This is a genomic window from Priestia sp. MDV22-iso46, from assembly GCF_058629175.1.
Window position 1 is genome coordinate 36,141 of the sequence record NZ_JBZVWT010000002.1, and the last position, 21,581, is coordinate 57,721.

The 21,581-nt window shown below is 38.7% G+C and carries 20 protein-coding genes, 1 tRNA gene and 1 other annotated feature; of the genes, 20 read left to right on the plus strand and 1 reads right to left on the minus strand.

Annotation, left to right across the window (positions count from 1 at the left end):
* Window positions 1-60: 60 nt before the first annotated feature.
* Entirely contained in the window at window positions 61-267 is a 207-nt protein-coding gene (locus AC4NPH_RS12075; RefSeq protein ID WP_013059387.1) for a hypothetical protein, read from the minus strand.
* 240 nt (window positions 268-507) lie between these two features.
* Between AC4NPH_RS12075 and AC4NPH_RS12080 the strand changes: the two genes are divergently transcribed.
* From AC4NPH_RS12080 to tig, 20 genes are all read left to right on the plus strand, one after another.
* Window positions 508-2,526: a penicillin-binding transpeptidase domain-containing protein gene (locus AC4NPH_RS12080; RefSeq protein WP_063672747.1), complete on the plus strand. Its 2,019-nt coding sequence runs from the start codon at window positions 508-510 to the stop codon at window positions 2,524-2,526.
* Window positions 2,527-2,968: 442 nt separating this feature from the next.
* Entirely contained in the window at window positions 2,969-3,601 is a 633-nt protein-coding gene (locus AC4NPH_RS12085; RefSeq protein WP_029711160.1) for a DUF47 domain-containing protein, read from the plus strand.
* 15 nt (window positions 3,602-3,616) lie between these two features.
* Window positions 3,617-4,615, plus strand: coding sequence for an inorganic phosphate transporter (locus tag AC4NPH_RS12090; protein WP_013059384.1), 999 nt, complete (start codon window positions 3,617-3,619; stop codon window positions 4,613-4,615).
* Between the two features lie 113 nt (window positions 4,616-4,728).
* The gene (locus AC4NPH_RS12095) at window positions 4,729-5,343 is read left to right on the plus strand and encodes a PH domain-containing protein (RefSeq protein WP_013059383.1); all 615 of its coding nucleotides are present in this window, start codon (window positions 4,729-4,731) and stop codon (window positions 5,341-5,343) included.
* A 211-nt stretch (window positions 5,344-5,554) separates the two neighbouring features.
* Window positions 5,555-5,998: a MarR family winged helix-turn-helix transcriptional regulator gene (locus tag AC4NPH_RS12100; protein WP_013059382.1), complete on the plus strand. Its 444-nt coding sequence runs from the start codon at window positions 5,555-5,557 to the stop codon at window positions 5,996-5,998.
* A 10-nt stretch (window positions 5,999-6,008) separates the two neighbouring features.
* Entirely contained in the window at window positions 6,009-6,803 is a 795-nt protein-coding gene (gene racE, locus AC4NPH_RS12105; protein ID WP_025601441.1) for a glutamate racemase, read from the plus strand.
* Window positions 6,804-6,916: 113 nt separating this feature from the next.
* Window positions 6,917-8,002 carry a GerMN domain-containing protein gene (locus tag AC4NPH_RS12110; RefSeq protein ID WP_063672745.1) on the plus strand — a complete coding sequence of 362 codons (1,086 nt, stop codon included), beginning with the start codon at window positions 6,917-6,919 and terminating at the stop codon, window positions 8,000-8,002.
* A 134-nt stretch (window positions 8,003-8,136) separates the two neighbouring features.
* Window positions 8,137-8,883, plus strand: a complete 747-nt coding sequence (gene rph / locus AC4NPH_RS12115) for a ribonuclease PH (protein WP_013059379.1) — start codon at window positions 8,137-8,139, stop codon at window positions 8,881-8,883.
* 9 nt (window positions 8,884-8,892) lie between these two features.
* Entirely contained in the window at window positions 8,893-9,486 is a 594-nt protein-coding gene (locus tag AC4NPH_RS12120; protein WP_491938762.1) for an XTP/dITP diphosphatase, read from the plus strand.
* Window positions 9,487-9,501: 15 nt separating this feature from the next.
* On the plus strand, window positions 9,502-10,014 hold the full coding sequence (locus tag AC4NPH_RS12125) for a metallophosphoesterase (RefSeq protein WP_013059377.1): 513 nt from the start codon (window positions 9,502-9,504) through the stop codon (window positions 10,012-10,014).
* A gap of 125 nt (window positions 10,015-10,139) precedes the next feature.
* Window positions 10,140-10,213, plus strand: a tRNA-Arg gene (locus AC4NPH_RS12130).
* Window positions 10,214-10,537: 324 nt separating this feature from the next.
* Window positions 10,538-10,791: a binding site (T-box leader), on the plus strand.
* A gap of 68 nt (window positions 10,792-10,859) precedes the next feature.
* Window positions 10,860-12,587 carry an acetolactate synthase large subunit gene (gene ilvB / locus AC4NPH_RS12135; RefSeq protein WP_155660677.1) on the plus strand — a complete coding sequence of 576 codons (1,728 nt, stop codon included), beginning with the start codon at window positions 10,860-10,862 and terminating at the stop codon, window positions 12,585-12,587.
* Window positions 12,584-13,096: an acetolactate synthase small subunit gene (gene ilvN, locus AC4NPH_RS12140; RefSeq protein WP_013059375.1), complete on the plus strand. Its 513-nt coding sequence runs from the start codon at window positions 12,584-12,586 to the stop codon at window positions 13,094-13,096. Before ilvB ends, ilvN begins: the two co-directional genes overlap by 4 nt.
* A gap of 63 nt (window positions 13,097-13,159) precedes the next feature.
* Window positions 13,160-14,185, plus strand: coding sequence for a ketol-acid reductoisomerase (ilvC, locus tag AC4NPH_RS12145; protein ID WP_013059374.1), 1,026 nt, complete (start codon window positions 13,160-13,162; stop codon window positions 14,183-14,185).
* Window positions 14,172-15,707 (plus strand): 2-isopropylmalate synthase, encoded by a 1,536-nt coding sequence (locus tag AC4NPH_RS12150; RefSeq protein ID WP_025601811.1) that lies wholly within the window; start codon window positions 14,172-14,174, stop codon window positions 15,705-15,707. Before ilvC ends, AC4NPH_RS12150 begins: the two co-directional genes overlap by 14 nt.
* 19 nt (window positions 15,708-15,726) lie before the next feature.
* Window positions 15,727-16,836 (plus strand): 3-isopropylmalate dehydrogenase, encoded by a 1,110-nt coding sequence (leuB, locus tag AC4NPH_RS12155; RefSeq protein WP_013059372.1) that lies wholly within the window; start codon window positions 15,727-15,729, stop codon window positions 16,834-16,836.
* A 58-nt stretch (window positions 16,837-16,894) separates the two neighbouring features.
* Window positions 16,895-18,310, plus strand: coding sequence for a 3-isopropylmalate dehydratase large subunit (gene leuC / locus AC4NPH_RS12160; RefSeq protein WP_013059371.1), 1,416 nt, complete (start codon window positions 16,895-16,897; stop codon window positions 18,308-18,310).
* A gap of 14 nt (window positions 18,311-18,324) precedes the next feature.
* Window positions 18,325-18,915: a 3-isopropylmalate dehydratase small subunit gene (leuD, locus tag AC4NPH_RS12165; RefSeq protein ID WP_491938766.1), complete on the plus strand. Its 591-nt coding sequence runs from the start codon at window positions 18,325-18,327 to the stop codon at window positions 18,913-18,915.
* 101 nt (window positions 18,916-19,016) lie between these two features.
* Window positions 19,017-20,018: a tetratricopeptide repeat protein gene (locus AC4NPH_RS12170; protein WP_063672735.1), complete on the plus strand. Its 1,002-nt coding sequence runs from the start codon at window positions 19,017-19,019 to the stop codon at window positions 20,016-20,018.
* A 221-nt stretch (window positions 20,019-20,239) separates the two neighbouring features.
* A complete protein-coding gene (tig, locus tag AC4NPH_RS12175) occupies window positions 20,240-21,526 on the plus strand; it encodes a trigger factor (protein WP_013059368.1) in 1,287 nt (428 codons plus the stop codon).
* Window positions 21,527-21,581 lie beyond the last annotated feature (55 nt).

The following is a 21,581-nucleotide window of genomic DNA, read 5'->3' on the forward strand; positions in this document are numbered from 1 at the left end:
AACCGGTGAAAAATTCACCGGTTCTTCTTTTACATTCATCTCAGCCGAGAGACGAGTTCGTTAAATTGTTGGTTTAGGTTTTTCAGGTGCAGCTTGTTTATCTTTTCGACTTTCTTGAATATATACTTTAAAGAGAAAAATATTTAAACAGCCCAGTGTGAGGAATAACGGTGCAAAATAATATTCTTGAGACATAAGTAGGACGAAAACGCTTCCAAAACAGAACAGAGAACTAAACATAAAGTAAAACTGTAAGAATCTTCTCATTTTAGTCGCCTCCTATTCTTTTTCTTCTTACAATTATTATATCAAATACTTTCCAAAAAAGACACAAAATATTCACAAAATGTTCAATTTTTTTCTTATTTACCTATTGATTTTTTTGTAAATGTGTAAATTTAGTGGGTTGTAATACCAATTAATTCCTGGTGGTAACTTTCTGATGGAAAGTTTATGTAAAATTTTATATGATAGAGAAATGGTATTGGAAAAAGGGGGAAAATCATCATGAGACGAATTGGGTGGCTATTTTTTACTATGGCAATTCTCTTATTAATAACTGCCGGTTGCTCAAATGATCAACAGAAAGCACAGGATCGATTCGATAAATATGTAGCCATGTGGAATAAAGAAGATTTTAAAGGCATGTATGGATACTTGTCTAAAGATGCTAAAAAGACGATTTCAGAAAAAGACTTTGTAAATCGATATAAAAATATCTATGATGCAATTGAAGCGGACAAGCTTAAAGTGAAGGCAAGTAAAATAGAAGACTTAGAAATAAAAGACCATAAAGCTGTTTTACCTTTTGAAGTAAACATGAACTCTGTAGCCGGTGAAATCTCATTTGAAGAAAATGCTGCTGTGGTTCAAGAAAAACAAGGGGATACAGAGAATTGGTATATTAATTGGAAGCCTAATATGATTTTTAAAGGACTTAAGCAAGGAGAGCAAGTAAGAGTAGCTACTCAGTCAGCTGTGCGTGGAGAAATTATGGATCGTTCAGGGAAATATTTAGCTCAAAACGGAGAAGCGATTCAAGTTGGAGTTGTTCCCCAACAGTTTTCTAAAGGCGGCGAGCAAGCTATACAACAATTAAGCAAGACTCTTGCTCTTTCAGAAAAAAGTATTAATCAAGCACTGAGCGCTTCTTGGGTGAAAGAGAATCAATTTGTTCCTATTAAAACGGTTAGTCAAAAAGACGCCTCTAATTTAGAGAATTCTTTGAAAAAAGTAGAAGGCATTCAACAAAAAAAGGTAAATGCGCGCGTATATCCTTGTGAAGAAGCGTGTGCTCATTTAGTTGGATACGTTGCGCCTGTCACAGCGGAATATTTAAAAGAGCATAAAGATGAAGGCTATAATGCTCAGTCTAAAGCTGGAATGATTGGCTTAGAGTCTTTATATGAAGATAAGCTTCGTGCTCGAGACGGCGTCACGATTTATACTGTAGATAAAGATGGTAATAAAAAGAATGAAATTGCAAAAGTGAATCCAAAAGACGGGGAAAGCATTCAAGTTACGGTAGACACGAATGTTCAAAAATCCCTTTATGAACAGTTAAAAGATGAAAAAGGAGTAGCTACTGCTCTTCAACCTAAAACGGGAGAAATATTAGGTCTTGTAAGCACGCCAGCTTTTGATCCGAATTCTTTTTCTTTTGGAATCGATGCTAATACGTATCAATTCCTTTCAACGAACCCGGATAAGCCGTTAATGAATCGCTTTACCAAAACGTATTCTCCGGGATCTACATTTAAGTTAGTCACGGGAGCTTTAGCGGTTGATGAAGGTGTGGTAAATCCAAACGAAAGTATATCAATCAGCGGGAAGAAATGGCAAAAAGATAAAAGCTGGGGGGATTTTTACGTAACACGAGTGGGAAGCAAGCCGAATGTTAATTTACGTGATGCTTATGTTACATCTGATAATATTTATTTTGCGCAGACTGCTTTGAAGCTAGGTTTAGACAAATTTAACAGTGGTTTAAAACAGTTTGGGTTCAATCAAAAAATGCCTGTTAATTATCCTTTTGAAACGTCTAAAATTGCAGGTGATCAAGATATTAAAGATGAGGGAGTATTAGCAAACTCTGGCTATGGCCAGGGGAAACTGCAAGTGAATCCTCTCCACTTGGCATTGATGTATACATCGATTGTAAACGATGGAAACATAGTAAAGCCTATTCTTATGAACGGTGATGAGAGTGGAATATGGAAAAAACAAGTAATATCTAAAGGAACGGCGCAATTAATTCAAAAGGATTTAGTTGATGTCATTGAAGATAAGAACGGTACGGGTCATGCTGCAAAGATAGATGGGTTAACCCTGGCTGGAAAAACTGGAACGGCAGAATTAAAGAAAACTCAAGGTGAAAAAGGGCAGGAAAACGGCTGGTTTGTAGCTGTGGATACAAAACAGAAAAACCTACTCGTTTCAATGATGATTGAAGGAGTAGAAGATAAAGGCGGAAGTCATTACGTCGTGCCGAAAGTAAAAAATGTATTTCAGCAATATAATAAGTAAATAATAAAAGCCAGTTCTAAAGGAGCTGGCTTTTATTATTTACACAAGGGGAGTAATGTTAAGTTTTTGTAAATCCCAGTTTTATACAAACTCTGAAAACCCTTATTTTAAAAGGAATGAACGTATTATTGTTAATGTATTGTAAAGAGACCTAAAAAAATGTGTTTGAAAAGTTATTGACAATTAACAATAATAGGAGTAATTTTTGACTTGGCGTAAAAAAATGAATCGCATAACCTATAAGTAAAAGAACCACCTTTTGGGACTTTTGCTCTGGTAAACGTTTGTTTTTTTAGAATTTTTTGATACACAAGAGAGGTGGTTTCTCTCGTTATAGTAATGAACAGCTAAGTTTTATCCATTACTTTAAATGAAAAAAGAAACTAGAACACATATAAAAAGATAGAGAGAAAAAACGAGTGGTAAAGTTTCGATAAATTGGATGGAGGATTGCAACGTGATCAAAAGAAAAAAAGACAAGTTTTCTGAAATGTTAATGGACATTGCCCAAAATATTAAGGACTCAGCAGAGTTTTTAGGCAGCTTTGAACTTCAAAATGTATCTGACCTAAAGGAATTTGCCAACGTTTTAAAAGCGTATGAATCAAAAGGTGATAAATACGTGCATACAGTGATTACTGAGTTGAACAAAGCATTTATTACTCCAATTGAGCGTGAAGATATTTTACAGCTAGCAATGAGCATGGATGATGTACTTGATGGCATCGACAGCTTTGCTGCTTTAATGGAAATTCATTCAATTACGACATTTGATGAATATGTAGCTGAATTTGTTAAAAATATTCAAGGCTGTGCTGAAGAGATTTTAATTACTATTAATTTGCTGTCTGAGAAAAAGCTTCTTCAAATTAGTGAACATGCAATTAAAATTAAAGAGTATGAGTCACATTGTGATACATTATATCGTCGTGCACTAAAACAATTATTTGCAACATGTAAAGATCCAATTAAAGTTATTCAATATAAAGAAATTTATGAAACGCTAGAAGAAATCGCGGATTATTGTCAAACGGTTGCGAACAACTTAGAATCAGTTATTATGAAGAATGCGTAACGGGGCTATAATATAATGGATTCAATGCTAATATTAACCATTCTAATTGTAGTTGGTGCACTTGGTTTTGACTTTATCAACGGGTTTCACGATACAGCTAATGCCATTGCGACTTCTGTTTCAACCAAAGCTTTAAAACCGCGACATGCAATTCTTTTAGCCGCAACCATGAACTTTGTGGGTGCTATGACGTTTACGGGCGTAGCCAAAACGATTACAAAGGATATCGTTGATCCTTATACGCTTCAAAACGGTTCTGTCGTTATTTTAGCAGCACTAATTTCTGCTATCGCGTGGAACCTAATCACATGGTATTTCGGTATCCCGAGTAGTTCTTCTCATGCAATTATTGGATCGATTGCAGGGGCAGCTATTGCAGCTGCTGGATTTGGTGCTTTAAATTACAAAGGTTTCATCAAAATCATTGAAGCCCTTCTAATTTCACCAGTTCTAGCCTTTGTAGTAGGTTATATTGTCTATACGATTATCAAGCTAACGTTTAAAAACCATAACTTGACGAAAACGAATAAGCGTTTTCGACGCGTTCAAATCCTGACTGCAGCCCTACAATCTTACACACACGGTACGAATGATGCGCAAAAAGCAATGGGTATCATTACGCTAGCGCTTATTGCTAACAATATGCAAAGCGGTACTGAGATTCAGTGGTGGGTACAGCTGGCTTGTGCGGTCGCAATGGGGCTTGGAACGTCAATTGGTGGATGGAAAATCATTAAAACCGTCGGCGGTAAAATTATGAAAATTCGTCCTGTTAATGGAGTAGCTGCGGACTTAACGGGTGCTGCCATTATCTTTGGAGCAACGTTTATTCATCTACCTGTCAGTACTACTCATGTTATTTCATCTTCTATCTTAGGTGTAGGTTCTGCTCACCGAGTGAAAGGTGTAAAATGGGGAACTGCACAGCGCATGGTGATTACATGGGTTATCACATTGCCAATTTCAGCTTCATTAGCTGCACTTATCTATATGATTTTAAATTTGCTCTTTTAATAAATGTGGAGCTTCTTTTTAAGAAGCTCCTTTTTTTATTTACATCCCCTTATTTGCACAGTACACTTAAAACATGAAAATAATACAATTGTTTTTAAGAGGGAGATGGGGAAATGTTTGGAAAAGTAGCTGCTGATGTACTGGGGCTAAGTGATATTGGTTCTGTTATTAAGCCAGTTGATTATGACAAGGTAGATGCAGACGATTACGTTATGCATGAAGAACAAGAAAAAATTTATTTTCTAATCAAATCAAAGTCAGATGAATATTGCTTTACCAATAAAGCGCTCATTCATCTTGATGGAACAAGTGCTACAAGCAAAAAGCGAATGCTTCGCCGTTATAACTACAGCACAAATCACATTTCAAACGTGATGCTAGAAACGGCTGGAACTGTCGATTTAGATGTGGAAATTAAATTTAAAATTGGCTCGGAGACTTTTTCTATCGATGTACACAAAAAGCATATAGAAGAGGTAAAAGATTTATATAAAGCGCTGTTTAAAATGTCTGAAATAACGCGTGAAAATGAAATTGCGCTCGATTTTGCTAAACAAAGTATTCAGCTAGCTTCTTCTACGCTAAGCAGTACAAGAAATACAAGTGGAAGTGTTGCTGGTGAATTTAAAGAAATTAACGAAGCTGCGTTTTCTTGGTTATTAGATAAAAAAACAGCCTACACAACAAAAGATTTCAGCTCAGTTTTCGAGCTGTATATCAATAATTAATAGAAACAGCTGCTCCTTTTATGGAGCAGCTGTTTTTTGATGCTGAATGAGAGTATGTAGACTTATGATGAACGTTGTAGAATCCTTATGTTAACCTTGAAAAATTACTGAAAAAAGAGCACAATATAAAATAGAAAAGAGAAACAATAGAGACGGGTTTAACTGAAAGAAATAATAGAAAATAAGACTTATAGGTGGAAAGGATTACGGTATGACAGCAAAAAATAATGAGGATACAGTGGCAGAATTAGAGAAGTCACTTCGACATATTGCAGCGATTGTGAAGCAAAAAGGAAGAGAAATTTTAGAAGACTATACGATTACGCCACCTCAGTTTATTGCTTTGCAGTGGCTGTTTGAACGTGGAGATATGACGATTGGCGATTTATCAAATCGTATTTTTCTCGCTTGTAGTACAACGACAGATTTAGTAGATCGTATGGAAAAAAATAAGTTGGTGGTTCGGGTGAAAGATCCAAAAGACCGCCGCGTAGTACGTATTCATTTGCTTCCTGAAGGAGCACGTGTTATCGAAGAAGTAATTGAAAAGCGACAAACGTATTTAAATGGCGTACTGGCAAACTTCTCTCCGAGTGAAACGGAAGTTTTACGAGTAACGTTACGAAAATTGCATGATGAAATGAAAGAAAAATGAGGCGATTGTTTTGAGTAGACCAATTGGTGTTATAGATTCAGGTGTGGGCGGATTAACGGTAGCAAAGGAAATTATGAGACAGCTTCCGAAAGAACAAATTATGTATATTGGAGATACAGCCCGCTGCCCATACGGTCCTCGTCCTAGTGAAGAAGTACGAGCTTTCACGTGGGAGATGACTAATTATTTAGTAGATAAAGATATTAAAATGCTTGTTATTGCGTGCAATACGGCTACGGCAGTTGTGCTGGATGAAATTCAAGAACAGCTCGATATTCCAGTTATAGGCGTCATTGAACCAGGATCACGCGCTGCGCTTAAAGTAACTAAAAATCATAAAATAGGTGTAATCGGCACAAACGGAACCGTGAAAAGTCAAGCCTATACACATGCACTCCGAGCTCTTCATACAAGAGTGGAAGTGGAAAATTTAGCATGCCCTTTGTTTGTGCCTCTTGTAGAGAGCGGTAATTATGAAGGACCGGAAGCGCAGCGAATTGTAAAAGAAACATTAAAACCTTTTTATCATACAGATATGGATACCCTTATTTTAGGATGTACGCATTATCCGTTATTAAAGCCAGTTATTCAAGAAGCAATTGGGCCTAGAGTTCAGTTAATCAGTTCTGGCGAAGAAACGGCAATAGAGGTAAGTGCTATTCTTTCTTATAGCAATTTACTAGCTCCTAGAAACATGGAGCCTGAACACTACTTCTTTACAACAGGATCAACAGAACTGTTTCAATCTATTGCATCTAAATGGTTTGAGCACCCTGTATATAATGTTGAACATATCAAGCTTTAAAACCGTGCATATCATGCTCGGTTTTTTTTGTGGACAAAAACTTTTTTGAGCTGGTCTAAAATGCAAAAAAGCTCGTATACATAGTAGTACAAACAGTCTGAGGAGGGAAAGGAATGTCCAAAAAGACCCAATTTGTTCTCATATCCGCCGTGGTGACCACATCTGTATTGTTATCCGGCTGTGGACTTTTCGGAGGGGATAACGCAGCAAAGGAAATTGATCCGCCAAAGGATGTCACCTATGTGAAAGATGAAAAATCATTAGCGACTGAAGCGAAAGTAACGGAAGCTAATAAAAAACAAAGTAAAGCCGCAGAAACATCTGAGCCTACCAAAAGAGAACTCTACTTAATTGATAAAAACGGGTACGTTGTTCCCCAGACGCTTGAAATTCCTAAATCAAAAGGTGTCGCTAAACAGTCTCTTGAATATTTAGTAGAGGGTGGACCAGTCACAAACTTATTGCCAAATAATTTCCGAGCGGTTCTTCCTGCTGATACAAGAGTTTTAGGGACAAAGCTGGAAAGTGACGGCACGATGGTAGCAGATTTTTCACCTGAATTTGCTGAGTATAAAAAAGAAGATGAACTCCGTATTCTGCAGGCCGTCACTTGGACGCTGACGCAGTTTGAAGGCGTAAATAAAGTTAAAATTCGCATTAACGGCTATGATAAAGATGAGATGCCTGTAAATCATACGCCAATCAGTAAAGGGTTGAGCAGAGCAGATGGCATTAACTTTGATAATACTGGAGTAGTTGACGTAACTCAAACGAAGCCAGTTACGATTTATTACTTAGCTCAAGAGGGCAAACAAACTTACTATGTTCCTGTCACAAAACGAATTGCTTCTGATGACAAAGATATGTACACTGCAATTGTGAACGAGCTTGTAGAAGGACCTGCACCTGCATCAGGTTTAGTGACAGATTTTAATCCTGATGCAAAGCTCGTAGCAGCTCCAAAGTATGCGGACGGTGAGTTAACGCTGAACTTTAATAAAAACATCTTTGGGAATTTAAAAGGAACGGAAATTTCTCAGCATGTTCTCGACTCCTTAGTGTTATCGCTGACGGAACAAAAAGCCGTAGACAGCGTTGCCATTAAGGTGAATGGCAAAAAAACGCTAAAAGATGAAAAAGGGAAAAAATTAACGGAACCAGTTTCAAGACCTAAAAATGTGAACACAGGTAGTTTTTAAAAACAAATTTTTGTTATACTAGTAAAGGACTAAGTAGAAAGAGGTCTGCTGAAATAGCGACCTCTTTCCGCTGTTTTATAGTTAAAATGGAAGAGACTATTACATATAAATGAATGAATAGGAGGACATGCTTAATGCGTTTGGACGGTAGGGAATTTAATGAATTGAGACCTGTATCTCTTCATACTTCATACTTAAAGCATCCAGAAGGATCTGTATTAATCTCGGTAGGAGACACAAAGGTTATTTGTACAGCAAGCATAGACGACAGAGTGCCTCCTTTTATGCGTGGACAAGGAAAAGGATGGATTACAGCTGAATATTCTATGCTGCCTCGAGCTACGGCACAAAGAAATATACGTGAATCATCAAAAGGTAAAGTCACAGGACGAACAATGGAAATTCAGCGTCTAATCGGACGAGCTCTTCGTTCTGTAGTCGATCTGGAAAAGGTCGGAGAAAAGACAATTTGGATTGATTGTGATGTTATTCAAGCAGATGGCGGTACAAGAACAGCATCGATTACAGGTGCTTTTGTGGCTATGGTTTTAGCGTTTGGAAAGCTGGTTGAAGAGAACAAGCTAACAGAAATTCCTATTCGTGACTACTTAGCTGCGACTTCAGTAGGTATTCATGGAGAAAATTCAATTTTAGATTTAAATTATGAAGAAGATTCGACAGCGGAAGTTGACATGAATATTGTGATGACAGGAAGCGGACAGTTTGTAGAATTACAGGGAACGGGAGAGGAATCGACGTTTTCGAGAGAACAGTTAAACCATCTTCTAGATTTAGGGGAAAAGGGTGTTTATCAATTGATTGAACAGCAAAAGGAAGTTCTTGATCATCTGGCTGCCTACATTCCGGTTAAAGAAAGGTAAGGGATTAACGTGCGTGAAATCATTATTGCAACTAAAAACGCAGGCAAAGTAAAAGATTTTGAAACACTTTTCTCACCGAAGGGATTTAAAGTAAAATCGCTTCTTGATTTTCCTGAGATTGAAGACGTGGAAGAAACGGGCGTTACATTTGCAGAGAATGCCACGCTAAAAGCAGAGGCCATTTCATCCGCATTAAATAAGCCGGTCATTGCCGATGATTCCGGGCTTGCTATTGATGCCTTAAACGGGGAGCCAGGCGTTTATTCCGCGCGTTATGCTGGTGAAAATAAAGATGATAATGCTAATATAGAGAAGGTACTTCAAAAATTAAATGACGTGCCGTTTGAAAAGCGCACGGCACGCTTTCATTGTGCTCTTGCTATTGCAGTGCCCGGAAAGAGAACCGAAATTGTAGAAGGCACGTGTGAAGGGCACATCTTGGAGGAAAAAAGAGGGGAAAACGGTTTTGGGTACGATCCCATTTTCTTTGTAGAAAAATGGAGATGCTCCATGGCAGAATTGACCAAAGGGCAAAAAAATCAGATTAGTCACCGAGCAAATGCGTTAAAAGAACTAGCACCGCTAATTGATGCGCAATTTTAGAAGGAGTGATGACGTGTGAAACTATTAATTGTAAGCGATAGCCACGGGTTACAAGAAGAGCTGCTCACTATCAGAGAGAGACATGCTGATGTGGATAAGATGATCCATTGTGGGGACTCTGAGTTGCCGCAAGACAGCAAAGAAATGTCTGCGTTTTTAGGCGTTCGAGGAAATTGTGACTACGATGCATCTTACGTTAATGATCGAGTAGAGTCGCTTGGAGAAGCTACGTGTCTGGTTACACACGGTCACTTATATAATGTTAAAATGTCTATGATGAATTTGCATTACAAAGCGAGAGAAGTCGGGGCAAACGTTGTTTGTTTTGGGCATTCTCACATAGCGGGAGCTGAGCTCATGGACGGAGTTTTATTTATTAATCCAGGAAGTATGTTACTTCCTCGTATGAGAAAAGAACGTACGTATGCTATACTAGTAATGGATGGTACAGAAGCTACCGTGCAGTTTTACGATATAAGCGGTAAACATATTCCTAGCATGCAGTTAACCTGTACACTTTCAGCATAATATAGCCAAATATAGGGAGAAGAGAAGGTTTTTTACCTCTCTTCTCATAAAATTTCAAAAAAACGTTGACTTTTAAATTATATTTGAATATAATAAGTATTGTCTTTGATACACTTTAACATTATGTCCCAGTAGCTCAGCAGGATAGAGCAACGGCCTTCTAAGCCGTCGGTCGGGAGTTCGAATCTCTCCTGGGACGTCCGGAAAAAACCGGCTTTTACTTTTTAGTAAAAGCCGGTTTTTTTATTTATCTTCAAAGTGAATGTTTGTTCATTCAGTGTGTACAAATGAACGTTTCAGAAAAACTTTTTGAACTGCTGTAAACCCTTATTACATCAATAATGAAAACGCATTCAAATATTCTGTTTAGTCTAAATTGTCTAAAAAAATCTCGAAAAGTGGTTGACTATGCATAGAAATGGGCGTAAGATAGTCCTCAAATATAAGTTTTCTAAAAATTTTAATTAATTGTAATTAATTTAAAATATGATGTGTAAAGCATTGTTCAAAAAGTATATAGCGTTTTAAAACGTTGAAGAGGATAAGTAGTTTTGATGTTTAGGTATCAACAGAGAGTCGGGTTGCTGGAAGCCGACGTTACCAACTCAAAATGAACTCACCTCAGAGTGTCACCCTGAAATTCAGTAAGGGCGACCGAGTGTACTTCCAAAGCACTCGTTATCAAAAAGAATGTACAGTATACATTCATAAGGTAATCATTACGATTACAAACGAGGGTGGTACCGCGTAAAGTACAAAAGACTTTTCGCCCCTTGACCTATATCATTTGATAGGGTCTATTTAGGGGTGAGAAGTCTTTTTTCTTTTATCTAGAAAACGAAAGGATGAGAAAAGTGGGAGCCAATATGCAAACGAAAGAACCTGTAAGCACTGGGGCACAAATGAATGGAGCTGACATGTTGATTGAATCTCTAAGAAGAGAAAATGTTGACGTCATCTTCGGTTACCCCGGGGGAGCCGTTTTACCGATTTACGATAAGCTATATGGTTCAGGAATGTTTCACGTACTTGCTCGTCACGAACAAGGTGGAATTCACGCAGCAGAAGGGTACGCAAGAATTTCAGGCAAACCCGGTGTAGTTATCGCAACAAGTGGTCCTGGCGCAACAAATATCGTAACAGGTTTGGCAGATGCGATGATTGACTCACTTCCTTTAGTTGTTTTTACTGGTCAAGTAGCTTCAAGTGTAATTGGTTCTGACGCGTTCCAAGAAGCAGATGTATTAGGGATCACAATGCCAATTACAAAACATAGCTATCAAGTACGCAATATCAGCGATATGCCGAGAATCATCAAAGAGGCATTTCATATTGCGACAACAGGAAGACCTGGTCCAGTCTTAATCGACATTCCAAAAGATATGGCACAGGGTGATGGAACATTTAACTACGAAGGAGAAATTGATTTACCTGGCTATCAGCCAACTTATTTTCCAAATCAGCTGCAGGTTAAAAAATTAACAGACGCAGTAGCAGCTGCAAAACAACCTGTTATCCTAGCAGGTGCGGGAGTGTTATTGAGTAAAGGTTCAGAAGAATTAAAAAATTATGCCGAGCGTCAAAATATTCCGGTTATTAATACGCTTTTAGGGTTGGGCTGTTTTCCTGCAGATCATCCGCTTCATTTAGGAATGGCTGGCATGCACGGAACGTACACAGCAAACATGGCAATTTATGAGAGTGATCTTCTCATTAGTATCGGTGCACGCTTTGATGACCGAGTAACAGGTAACTTAAAGCATTTTGCACCAAATGCAAAAATTGCTCACATTGACATCGACCCAGCGGAAATTGGAAAGAATGTTCCAACCAAGATTCCAATTGTTGGAGATGCAAAAGAAGTATTGAAGCAATTGCTTCTGCAAGAAGGAGAAGTTGGAGATTATACGAAATGGCATGAGAAATTAGCGGCGTGGAAGCAAGAATATCCATTATGGTATCAGAACTCAGCGGACGTGTTAAAACCACAAAAAGTAGTTGAGTTGCTTCACAAGTATACAAATGGAGATGCCGTTGTTACAACGGACGTTGGGCAACATCAAATGTGGGTAGCTCAATACTACACATTTAATAATCCAGATCGATGGGTAACTTCAGGTGGTCTTGGCACTATGGGCTTTGGATTACCTTCTGCAATCGGCGCTCAGCTGGCAAATAAAGATAAAACAGTTGTAGCAGTCGTTGGTGACGGTGGATTTCAAATGACGCTTCAAGAATTAGGGGTTATTAGAGAATTAAATTTACCTGTAAAAGTGGTTGTACTCAACAATCAGTCGCTTGGTATGGTTCGTCAGTGGCAGGAAATCTTCTATGAAGAACGCTACTCACACTCTTTAATTCCGAATCAGCCTAATTTAATGAAGCTTGCAGAGGCTTATGACATTAAAGGTTTACAAGCTTCTACTGAAGAAGAAGCGCATGCGGCTCTGAAAGAAGCAATGGAAACAGATGGACCTGTTCTACTAAATTTCTTTGTCGCACCTAAAGAAAACGTATATCCAATGGTTGCACCTGGAAAAGGATTACATGAAATGGTAGGGGTGAAACCATGAAGCGAATCATTACAGCAACTGTATTAAACCGTGCGGGCGTTTTAAATCGCGTAACGGGGTTATTTACAAAAAGAAATTTCAATATTGAGAGTATTTCGGTAGGGCACACTGAATCTGAGGATGTATCACGCATGACGTTTGTTGTGAACGTAGAGCATGATAACGCTGCTGAACAAGTGATCAAGCAGTTAAACAAACAGATCGACGTGTTGAAAGTTCAAGATATTACGGATCAAGCTGTGGTGTCAAGAGAGCTTGCTTTAATGAAAGTAGCCTCTACACCAGCGAGCCGTAACGAACTTTATGCAGTAATTGAACCTTTCCGTGCAACCATCATTGATGTAAGTCGCGACAGCCTAATTATTCAAGTAACAGGTGAATCCAGCAAGATTGAAGCGATGATTGATCTACTTCAGCCTTATGGATTAAAAGAAGTAACGCGCACGGGAACAGTAGCTGTTCCGCGCGGTACGCAAAAAGCGGCAGCCAAACTTTCATCAATCATTTAATTCTAGCTAGTTACTAAAAAGTAAACTATATAAAACTATATAAACTAAGAGGAGAGATTTATTATGACAAAGGTATATTATAACGGAGATGCAAAGGATCAATTATTACAAGGTAAAACAGTAGCAATCGTAGGTTATGGTTCACAAGGTCACGCTCACGCACAAAACTTACGCGACAGCGGAGTAAACGTGGTAGTAGGATTACGTAAAGGTAAATCATGGGATCAAGCAGAGCAGGACGGTTTCACTGTATTATCTGTAAAAGATGCAGTTCAACAAGCAGAAGTAGTAATGGTATTACTTCCAGATGAGTATCAGCCAAAAGTTTATAACGAAGAAATTCTTCCAGGACTAAAACCAGGAAAATCTTTAGTATTTGCTCACGGTTTCAACATTCACTTTAACCAAATCGTAGCACCTGAATTCGTTGACGTATTCTTAGTAGCTCCAAAAGGCCCTGGTCACCTTGTAAGAAGAACGTATGAAGAAGGAGCTGGCGTACCGGCGTTATTCGCAGTATTCCAAGATGTAACTGGAGAAGCAAAAGACGTAGCGTTAGCTTATGCTAAAGCAATCGGTTCAGCTCGTGCGGGTGTATTAGAAACAACATTTAAAGAAGAAACAGAAACAGATCTTTTCGGTGAGCAAGCAGTACTTTGCGGTGGGTTAACTTCATTAGTTAAAGCTGGTTTTGAAACGCTTGTAGAAGCTGGCTACCAACCGGAAGTTGCATATTTTGAGTGTTTACACGAATTAAAATTAATTGTTGACCTTATGTATGAAGGCGGAATGGAAGGCATGCGTTATTCAATCTCTGATACAGCTCAATGGGGTGACTTCGTTTCAGGACCACGCGTTGTAGATGAGCGTTCAAAAGCACAAATGAAAAAAGTGCTTGAAGATATCCAAACAGGTAAATTTGCAAAGGGCTGGATCCTAGAAAACCAAGCAAATCGTCCGGAATTTACAGCTATCAATAACCGTGAAAACGAACATTTAATTGAAAAAGTTGGCGCTCAATTACGTGAAATGATGCCATTTGTTAAAAAACAAAAGAAAGAAGCGGTGATCGCTAGTGCAAAAAATTAAACTATTTGACACGACGCTACGCGATGGTGAACAGTCACCTGGAGTCAATTTGAACCTACAAGAAAAGCTTGAAATTGCTAAGCAGTTAGAGCGATTAGGTATCGACATCATTGAAGCCGGATTTCCCGCTTCTTCAAAAGGTGATTTTCAATCCGTAAAAGAAATTGCGTCTATTGTCAAAAATTCTTCTGTAACAGGCCTTGCAAGGTCTGTTACAAAAGATATTGACATTGCATGGGAAGCGTTAAAAGAAAGTGCAGAACCAAGACTGCATGTTTTTATCGCTACTTCCGAAATTCATATGCAGCATAAATTGAAAAAAACACCTGATGAAGTACTTGAAACAGCAGTGGAAATGGTGAAGTACGCAAGTAAAAAATTCCCGGTTGTTCAATGGTCTGCTGAAGATGCATGTCGAACAGATTTACCGTTTTTAGCAAGAATTGTAGAAGCAGTTATTGATGCTGGTGCAAAAGTCGTTAATATTCCAGATACAGTAGGATTTATCACTCCTGGTGACTATCAATCAGTATTTAATTACTTAAAAGAACATGTGTCAAATATTCATAAAGTTGATTTGTCAGCTCACTGTCACGATGACTTAGGGCTAGCTGTGGCCAATTCAATGGCTGCGATTGAAGCAGGAGCTACTCAAATTGAAGGAACGATTAACGGAATCGGAGAACGTGCGGGTAACGCAGCTCTTGAAGAAGTAGCACTTGCGCTTCATGTCCGTCAAGATTTCTATAAAGCGAGCACAGGTCTTATCTTGCCTGAAATTAAGCGTACGAGTGACATTATCAGTAAGCTTACCGGAATGAATATTGCACCAAATAAAGCAATTGTCGGAAAAAATGCTTTTGCTCATGAATCAGGTATTCACCAAGATGGCGTCTTAAAAAATCCGTTAACATATGAGATTATTTCCCCAGAACTTGTGGGTGTTAAACAAAATCCAATTGTGCTTGGTAAACACTCAGGTCGTCATGCGTTCCGTACACGCTTAGTAGAGCTTGGATTCACATTGGAAGATACAGAAGCAAACGTGCTTTTTGAGAAGTTTAAAGACTTAGCAGATAAGAAAAAAGACATTACCGATGATGATTTATTGGCATTAGTCATTCAAAAGCAAGTTAGCAAAGACAGTGAATATAAGCTTGAAAGTCTGCAAGTTCAGTATGGTACGAACAATATTCCAACGGCTACGATTACGCTTCGCAAAGAAAACGGCGAAGAGATTCAAGAAGCAGCTACGGGATCTGGAAGCGTGGAAGCTATCTATAATACCCTACAGCGCTGTGTTGAACAAGATGTAAAACTATTAGACTATCGTATTCAGTCTATTAACGGTGGGCCGGATGCACTGGCTGAAGTATTTGTGAAGGTTGAAAGCGAAGGAACTGAAGCAAGCGGACGCGGAGTAGCATTTGACGTATTAGAATCATCAGCGAAAGCATATCTGAACGCCATTAATCGTTTAATCGCTATTCAGCAGCATCGTACAAAGCAAGAAGTAATGTGAACTGAAGGGAGAGACCACCATGACAAAAAAAGTCGCTGTATTACCGGGTGACGGCGTAGGAACAGAAGTAACCAAAGGCGCTGTTGCCGTTTTAAAAGCAATTGGAGAGCGCTTTGATCATCAATTTGAGTTTACGTATGGACTAATTGGCGGAGCTGCAATTGATGAGGCGGGCACCCCTCTTCCAGAAAGTACAATTGAGACTTGTAAGCAGGCAGATGCTGTATTACTTGGATCGGTTGGAGGGCCAAAATGGGATCGTAACCCTTCACATTTGCGACCGGAAAAAGGTTTGCTAGCTATTCGAAAAGAACTGGATTTATATGCTAATCTTCGTCCGGTGACATTTTATGATAGCTTAGCGGATGCCTCTCCTCTGAAAAAAGAATACATTGAAGGTGTTGACTTCATTATCGTCCGTGAGCTAACAGGAGGCTTATATTTTGGTAAGCCTAGCGAGCGCCGAACAGAAGGAAATGAAGAAACAGTTGTCGACACATTATTTTATAAGCGTACAGAAATAGAAAGAATTATTCGCCAAGCATTTGACACGGCTGTAAATCGACGTAAAAAAGTAACGTCTGTTGATAAAGCGAATGTGCTTGAGTCTAGTAGAGTGTGGCGTGAAGTAGCTGAAGAAGTAGCAAAAGACTACCCGGATGTAGAGCTTGAGCATATGCTTGTAGATTCAGCTGCTATGCAGTTAATTCGTAATCCGAAGTATTTTGATGTAGTGGTAACTGAAAATATGTTTGGTGATATTTTGAGTGATGAGGCTTCTATGCTGACAGGATCGTTAGGAATGTTGCCATCTGCCAGCTTAACGGCTGATGGTCCGTCTCTATACGAACCGGTTCACGGTTCTGCACCAGATATTGCTGGTCAAAACAAAGCTAATCCGATTGCTGCTATTTTATCTGCAGCAATGTTGCTTAGACATTCATTTGGATTAGAAAAAGAAGCAGCAGTGATTGAACAAGCGGTTGAAAGTGTATTACATGCAGGTCATCGAACAGCTGACTTAGCAGACGGTAATCATTATTTAGGTACCGATAAAATGGTGGAGGCGATAACTGCGGTAATTGCCAATGATTCTGCCATTTCAAGCATTATGACAGCTTACAGTTAATCATGCGTTTCTCACGTTTTGTGAGAAACGTTTTTCATAATCAGAAAGGAGGAGCAGTATGAAACCAAAAACAATTATTGATAAGCTTTGGGAACAACATGTTGTACGTCGAGAAGAGGGGAAGCCTGACTTATTATATATCGATCTTCATCTTATTCATGAAGTAACGTCTCCTCAAGCATTTGAAGGTCTTCGCGTGGCAAATCGCCAAGTGAAGCGTCCAGACTTAACGTTTGCTACAATGGATCACAACATTCCAACGGTTGACCGTTTTAATATTAAAGATCCGATTGCAAAGAAACAAGTAGACAAACTATCTGAAAACTGTCATGAGTTTGGTGTGAAGCTTTTAGATTTAACAAGTGAAGAGCAAGGAATTGTGCATATCATTGGACCGGAATTAGGATTAACTCAGCCTGGAAAAACCATTGTGTGCGGAGATAGTCATACATCTACTCACGGTGCATTTGGAGCGCTTGCTTTTGGGATAGGAACTAGTGAGGTAGAGCATGTTTTAGCAACACAAACGCTATGGCAAGCGAAACCAAAAACGCTACAAGTGAAAGTGAATGGAAAAAAGCAGCCTGGCGTTTATGCTAAGGACATTGTGTTAGCAATAATTCAAAAATTCGGCGTGAATTTTGGAACGGGTTCAATCGTGGAATTTACGGGCGAATGTATTCGCGATCTTTCAATGGAAGAGCGCATGACCATTTGTAATATGTCTATTGAAGCCGGTGCAAAAGCTGGTTTAATCAGTCCAGACGATGTCACGTTCTCTTATATTAAAGGACGTCAGTATGCTCCTAAAGGAGAACAGTTTGAAAAAGCAGTGGAAGCTTGGGCAGCTTTAGCAACAGATGAAGGTGCAACGTACGATGAAACGCTGGAAATTGATGCAGATACAATTGAACCTGTTGTAACATGGGGAACAAACCCGGCGATGAGTTCTTATGTTAGCAAGCAAGTTCCTACATTAGAAGAGTGTAAAACAGAAGCTGAGAGAAAGTCTTTGTCACGAGCACTTGAGTATATGGGCTTACAGCCTGGCATGGCAATAGAAGAGATTCCAGTTCAGCATGTATTTATCGGTTCATGTACAAATGCTCGTTTGTCTGATCTTCGTGACGTGGCAGCATTTATTAAAGGAAAGAAAGTGTCACCAGATGTGCGAGCGATCATTGTACCAGGTTCTCAAAAAGTAAAACGAGTGGCTGAAGAAGAAGGGCTATCTGCTATTTTTATTGAAGCAGGTTTTGATTGGAGAGACTCCGGCTGCAGCATGTGTCTAGGCATGAACTCTGACTTAGTTCCACAAGGCGAACACTGTGCGTCCACTTCTAACCGGAATTTTGAAGGACGTCAAGGAAAAGGCGCCAGAACGCATTTAGTAAGCCCGGTAATGGCAGCAGCGGCAGCGGTATATGGACATTTTGTTGATGTACGCAAACTACAAGAACAAGCGGTGCGATAAGGAGGAGAACACAGATGAATGCTTTTACAATCCATACAGGGAAAGTAGCAGGTCTCGACCGAGCAAACGTAGATACTGATCAAATTATCCCAAAGCAATTTTTGAAAAGAATTGAGCGTACTGGCTTTGGCCAATTTCTATTTTTTGATTGGCGATATAATGAAGATGAGACGTTAAATGAAACGTTTGAATTAAATCAGCCTCAAAATCAAGGAGCAACAATTCTTGTAGCCGACGAGAACTTCGGATGTGGTTCGTCACGTGAACACGCTCCATGGGCGCTTTTAGACTACGGGTTTCGTGCTATTATCGCACCTTCATTTGCGGATATTTTTAAACAAAACTGTCTAAAAAATGGTATTTCACCTATTGTTTTACCAAAAGAAGATGTTTCCTATTTAATGAAAGAGTCTCAAAGTGCTTCTTACGCCTGTACAATCGATCTTCATCAGCAAAAAATTACCGATGAAGCAGGTTTTGAACGTACGTTTGATATCAATGGCCATTGGAAATATATGCTTGTTAACGGATATGATGAAATTGGCTATACGCTTTCTTTTGAAGACGACATTTCTGCTTATGAAGCAAAAACGGTAAGATATTAACCAAAAATCGAGCAAAATTATGATTTTGCTCGATTTTTTTGCGTTCCGTTAATCGAATTGCTAAACTGTAAAGCAAATGGACCGCGAAGTGGGGAGAAAACATGTCGAATGAACAACAAAACAAAATTGTAGCTTTTCCTCTATTAAAAGAACGGTTGGTTGAAAAAGCTACAGATCATATGCAGCACAAGCAATTTCAAGAAGCACTTCCTTTATTTGAGCAGGCCTACGAACTTGATAATAAGCATCATGAAATTTTGCTTGGCCTTGTTATTTGTCACGTGGAGCTCGGTGATGCAGGCATAGCTAAGGAATTATGTGAGCAAATGCTGAAAGAAGATATTGGCGATTATTATCATAATTTGCAAATGTACCTCATGGTGTTAATTCAGCTTGGTCACTATCATGAAGGATATGTCACTCTACAAGCAGTTATTCAAGAACACAAACTCCCTTCTGAACATGCTGAACAGCTTTATCAGCTATTGGAGTTCTGTAAGAATAGAATGAATCAAGAACAAGTCATAGAAGAACAAACAGAAGAAGAACAGCTAGAGCAGTTTAAATCATTCACAGCTCTAGACAATATTCAAGATCAGCTTGAATGGGTTCATTCATTAAAAACAAAGAGAATTGAAAAGCAGCGCTTCTTTCTGGAACAGCTATTTTCATCCGAAGCTGTTCACCCTATCGTAAAAACAGTCGCTTTAAAAACAGTCATGGAAGAAGAAGTAGACATTGATTTTATGATTACTAAGTTTGGAGAGACGAAAAAAGTAAATGCGCTTCAGCTTCAACGAACAACACCGTATTTTTTTGCCGAGCAAGTAGAAGCGCAGCTGACGGAAAAGCTGGAACATGAAAATCCTACATTGCTGCAGGTTGCCGTTGAGATATGGCAGCGTCATTTATTTATTACATTTCCGTTTTTACCGGGTGATAATGTAAAACTTTGGACAGAAGCGGTGTATGCTATTAGTCTGTTGATGCAAGGAGAAGAGTCAGATGCAGCTGTAGCAGAGGAAGACGGAAGTTTCTCCGCAGCTGAATTAAGAAAGGCAATTAAAGAGCTAAAAGAAATTGAAGAAATTTCTTTTATATAAAATGTGGTGTTTAGTTGAAACGTCATTGTTGTATGTTATAATATAATGGTTGTAAAATGCACTTAAATACGTATAGTAGAATTTCATCTTTACATTACATTCCTACTTACTTTAAAGTAATAGGGAGTTAAATAGATAATGATTGAGGGTTGAACTGATAGGCTATCTGCATTATCTAATTTAGAAATCACTACTTAAAATGATTTTGGAGGGAAACATTCATGTCTGCAAAATGGGAAAAACAAGAAGGAAATCAAGGCGTTTTAACAGTAGAAGTTGAAGCTGCTGAGTTTGATAAAGCCTTAGATAAAGCATTCACAAAAGTTGTAAAACAAGTAAACGTACCAGGGTTCCGTAAAGGTAAAATGCCTCGTCCACTTTTCGAAAAACGTTTTGGCGTAGAATCTTTATACCAAGATGCACTAGACATCTTATTACCTGAGGCTTACAGCAATGCAATTGTTGAAGCTGGTATCGAGCCGGTTGATCGTCCAGAAATCGATGTTGAAACAATCGAAAAAGGACAACCTCTAGTTTTCACTGCTAAAGTAACTGTTAAGCCTGAAGTTAAATTAGGCGAATACAAAAACTTAGAAGTAGAAAAAGTAGATACAACTGTAACAGACGAAGACGTTGAATCAGAATTAAAAACACTTCAAGAGCGTCACGCTGAACTAGTTGTTAAAGAAGAAGGAACTGTAGCTGAAGGTGATACAGCTGTAATCGACTTTGAAGGTTTCGTTGATGGCGAAGCATTCGAAGGCGGAAAAGGCGAAAACTATTCTTTAGAAATCGGTTCTAACACATTCATCCCTGGCTTTGAAGAGCAACTAGTTGGTCTTGAAGTAGGCGCTGAAAAAGAAGTGGAAGTAACATTCCCTGAAGAGTATCACGCTGAAGAGCTAGCTGGTAAAGCTGCTAAATTCAAAGTGAAATTACACGAAATCAAATCTAAAGAGCTTCCAGCTTTAGACGATGAGTTTGCAAAAGACGTAGATGAAGAAGTAGAAACTTTAGAAGCGTTAAAAGCAAAAACAAAAGAAAAATTACAAAGCGATAAAGAGAATCAAGCGGAATCAGCTCTTCGCGACACTTTAGTAGAAAAAGCTGCTGAAAACGCTGAAGTAGAAATTCCAGAAGCAATGTTCAATACTGAAATGGATCGTATGATGCAAGAGTTTGAACAACGTTTACAAATGCAAGGTCTTAACCTTGAACTTTACTTCCAATTCTCAGGTCAAGATGAAAAAGCTCTTCGCGACCAAATGCGTCCGGATGCTGAAAAGCGTGTGAAAATCAACTTAACGCTAGAAGCTATTTCAAAAGCTGAAAATCTTGAAGTAAGCGAAGAAGAAGTAGAAAAAGAATTAGAAAACATGGCAGGAATGTACAACATGCCTGTCGAAGAAATTAAGAAAGTGCTTGGCAGTCTTGATAGCATTAAAGAAGACATGAAAGTACGTAAAGCAGTTGAATTTCTTGTAGAAAACAGCAAAGCTGTTGCATAATAGTAAGTAAGAAACAAGGCGCGACTTGATCGTGCCTTGTTTTATAAACTTCAAT

Coding starts and splice junctions, on each gene's coding strand:
- AC4NPH_RS12075 (WP_013059387.1), bottom strand. CDS start 267: ATGAGAAGATTCTTACAGTTTTACTTTATGTTTAGTTCTCTGTTCTGT.
- AC4NPH_RS12080 (WP_063672747.1), top strand. CDS start 508: ATGAGACGAATTGGGTGGCTATTTTTTACTATGGCAATTCTCTTATTA.
- AC4NPH_RS12085 (WP_029711160.1), top strand. CDS start 2,969: ATGGAGGATTGCAACGTGATCAAAAGAAAAAAAGACAAGTTTTCTGAA.
- AC4NPH_RS12090 (WP_013059384.1), top strand. CDS start 3,617: ATGGATTCAATGCTAATATTAACCATTCTAATTGTAGTTGGTGCACTT.
- AC4NPH_RS12095 (WP_013059383.1), top strand. CDS start 4,729: ATGTTTGGAAAAGTAGCTGCTGATGTACTGGGGCTAAGTGATATTGGT.
- AC4NPH_RS12100 (WP_013059382.1), top strand. CDS start 5,555: ATGACAGCAAAAAATAATGAGGATACAGTGGCAGAATTAGAGAAGTCA.
- AC4NPH_RS12110 (WP_063672745.1), top strand. CDS start 6,917: ATGTCCAAAAAGACCCAATTTGTTCTCATATCCGCCGTGGTGACCACA.
- rph (WP_013059379.1), top strand. CDS start 8,137: ATGCGTTTGGACGGTAGGGAATTTAATGAATTGAGACCTGTATCTCTT.
- ilvB (WP_155660677.1), top strand. CDS start 10,860: ATGAGAAAAGTGGGAGCCAATATGCAAACGAAAGAACCTGTAAGCACT.
- ilvN (WP_013059375.1), top strand. CDS start 12,584: ATGAAGCGAATCATTACAGCAACTGTATTAAACCGTGCGGGCGTTTTA.
- ilvC (WP_013059374.1), top strand. CDS start 13,160: ATGACAAAGGTATATTATAACGGAGATGCAAAGGATCAATTATTACAA.
- leuB (WP_013059372.1), top strand. CDS start 15,727: ATGACAAAAAAAGTCGCTGTATTACCGGGTGACGGCGTAGGAACAGAA.
- leuC (WP_013059371.1), top strand. CDS start 16,895: ATGAAACCAAAAACAATTATTGATAAGCTTTGGGAACAACATGTTGTA.
- leuD (WP_491938766.1), top strand. CDS start 18,325: ATGAATGCTTTTACAATCCATACAGGGAAAGTAGCAGGTCTCGACCGA.
- AC4NPH_RS12170 (WP_063672735.1), top strand. CDS start 19,017: ATGTCGAATGAACAACAAAACAAAATTGTAGCTTTTCCTCTATTAAAA.
- tig (WP_013059368.1), top strand. CDS start 20,240: ATGTCTGCAAAATGGGAAAAACAAGAAGGAAATCAAGGCGTTTTAACA.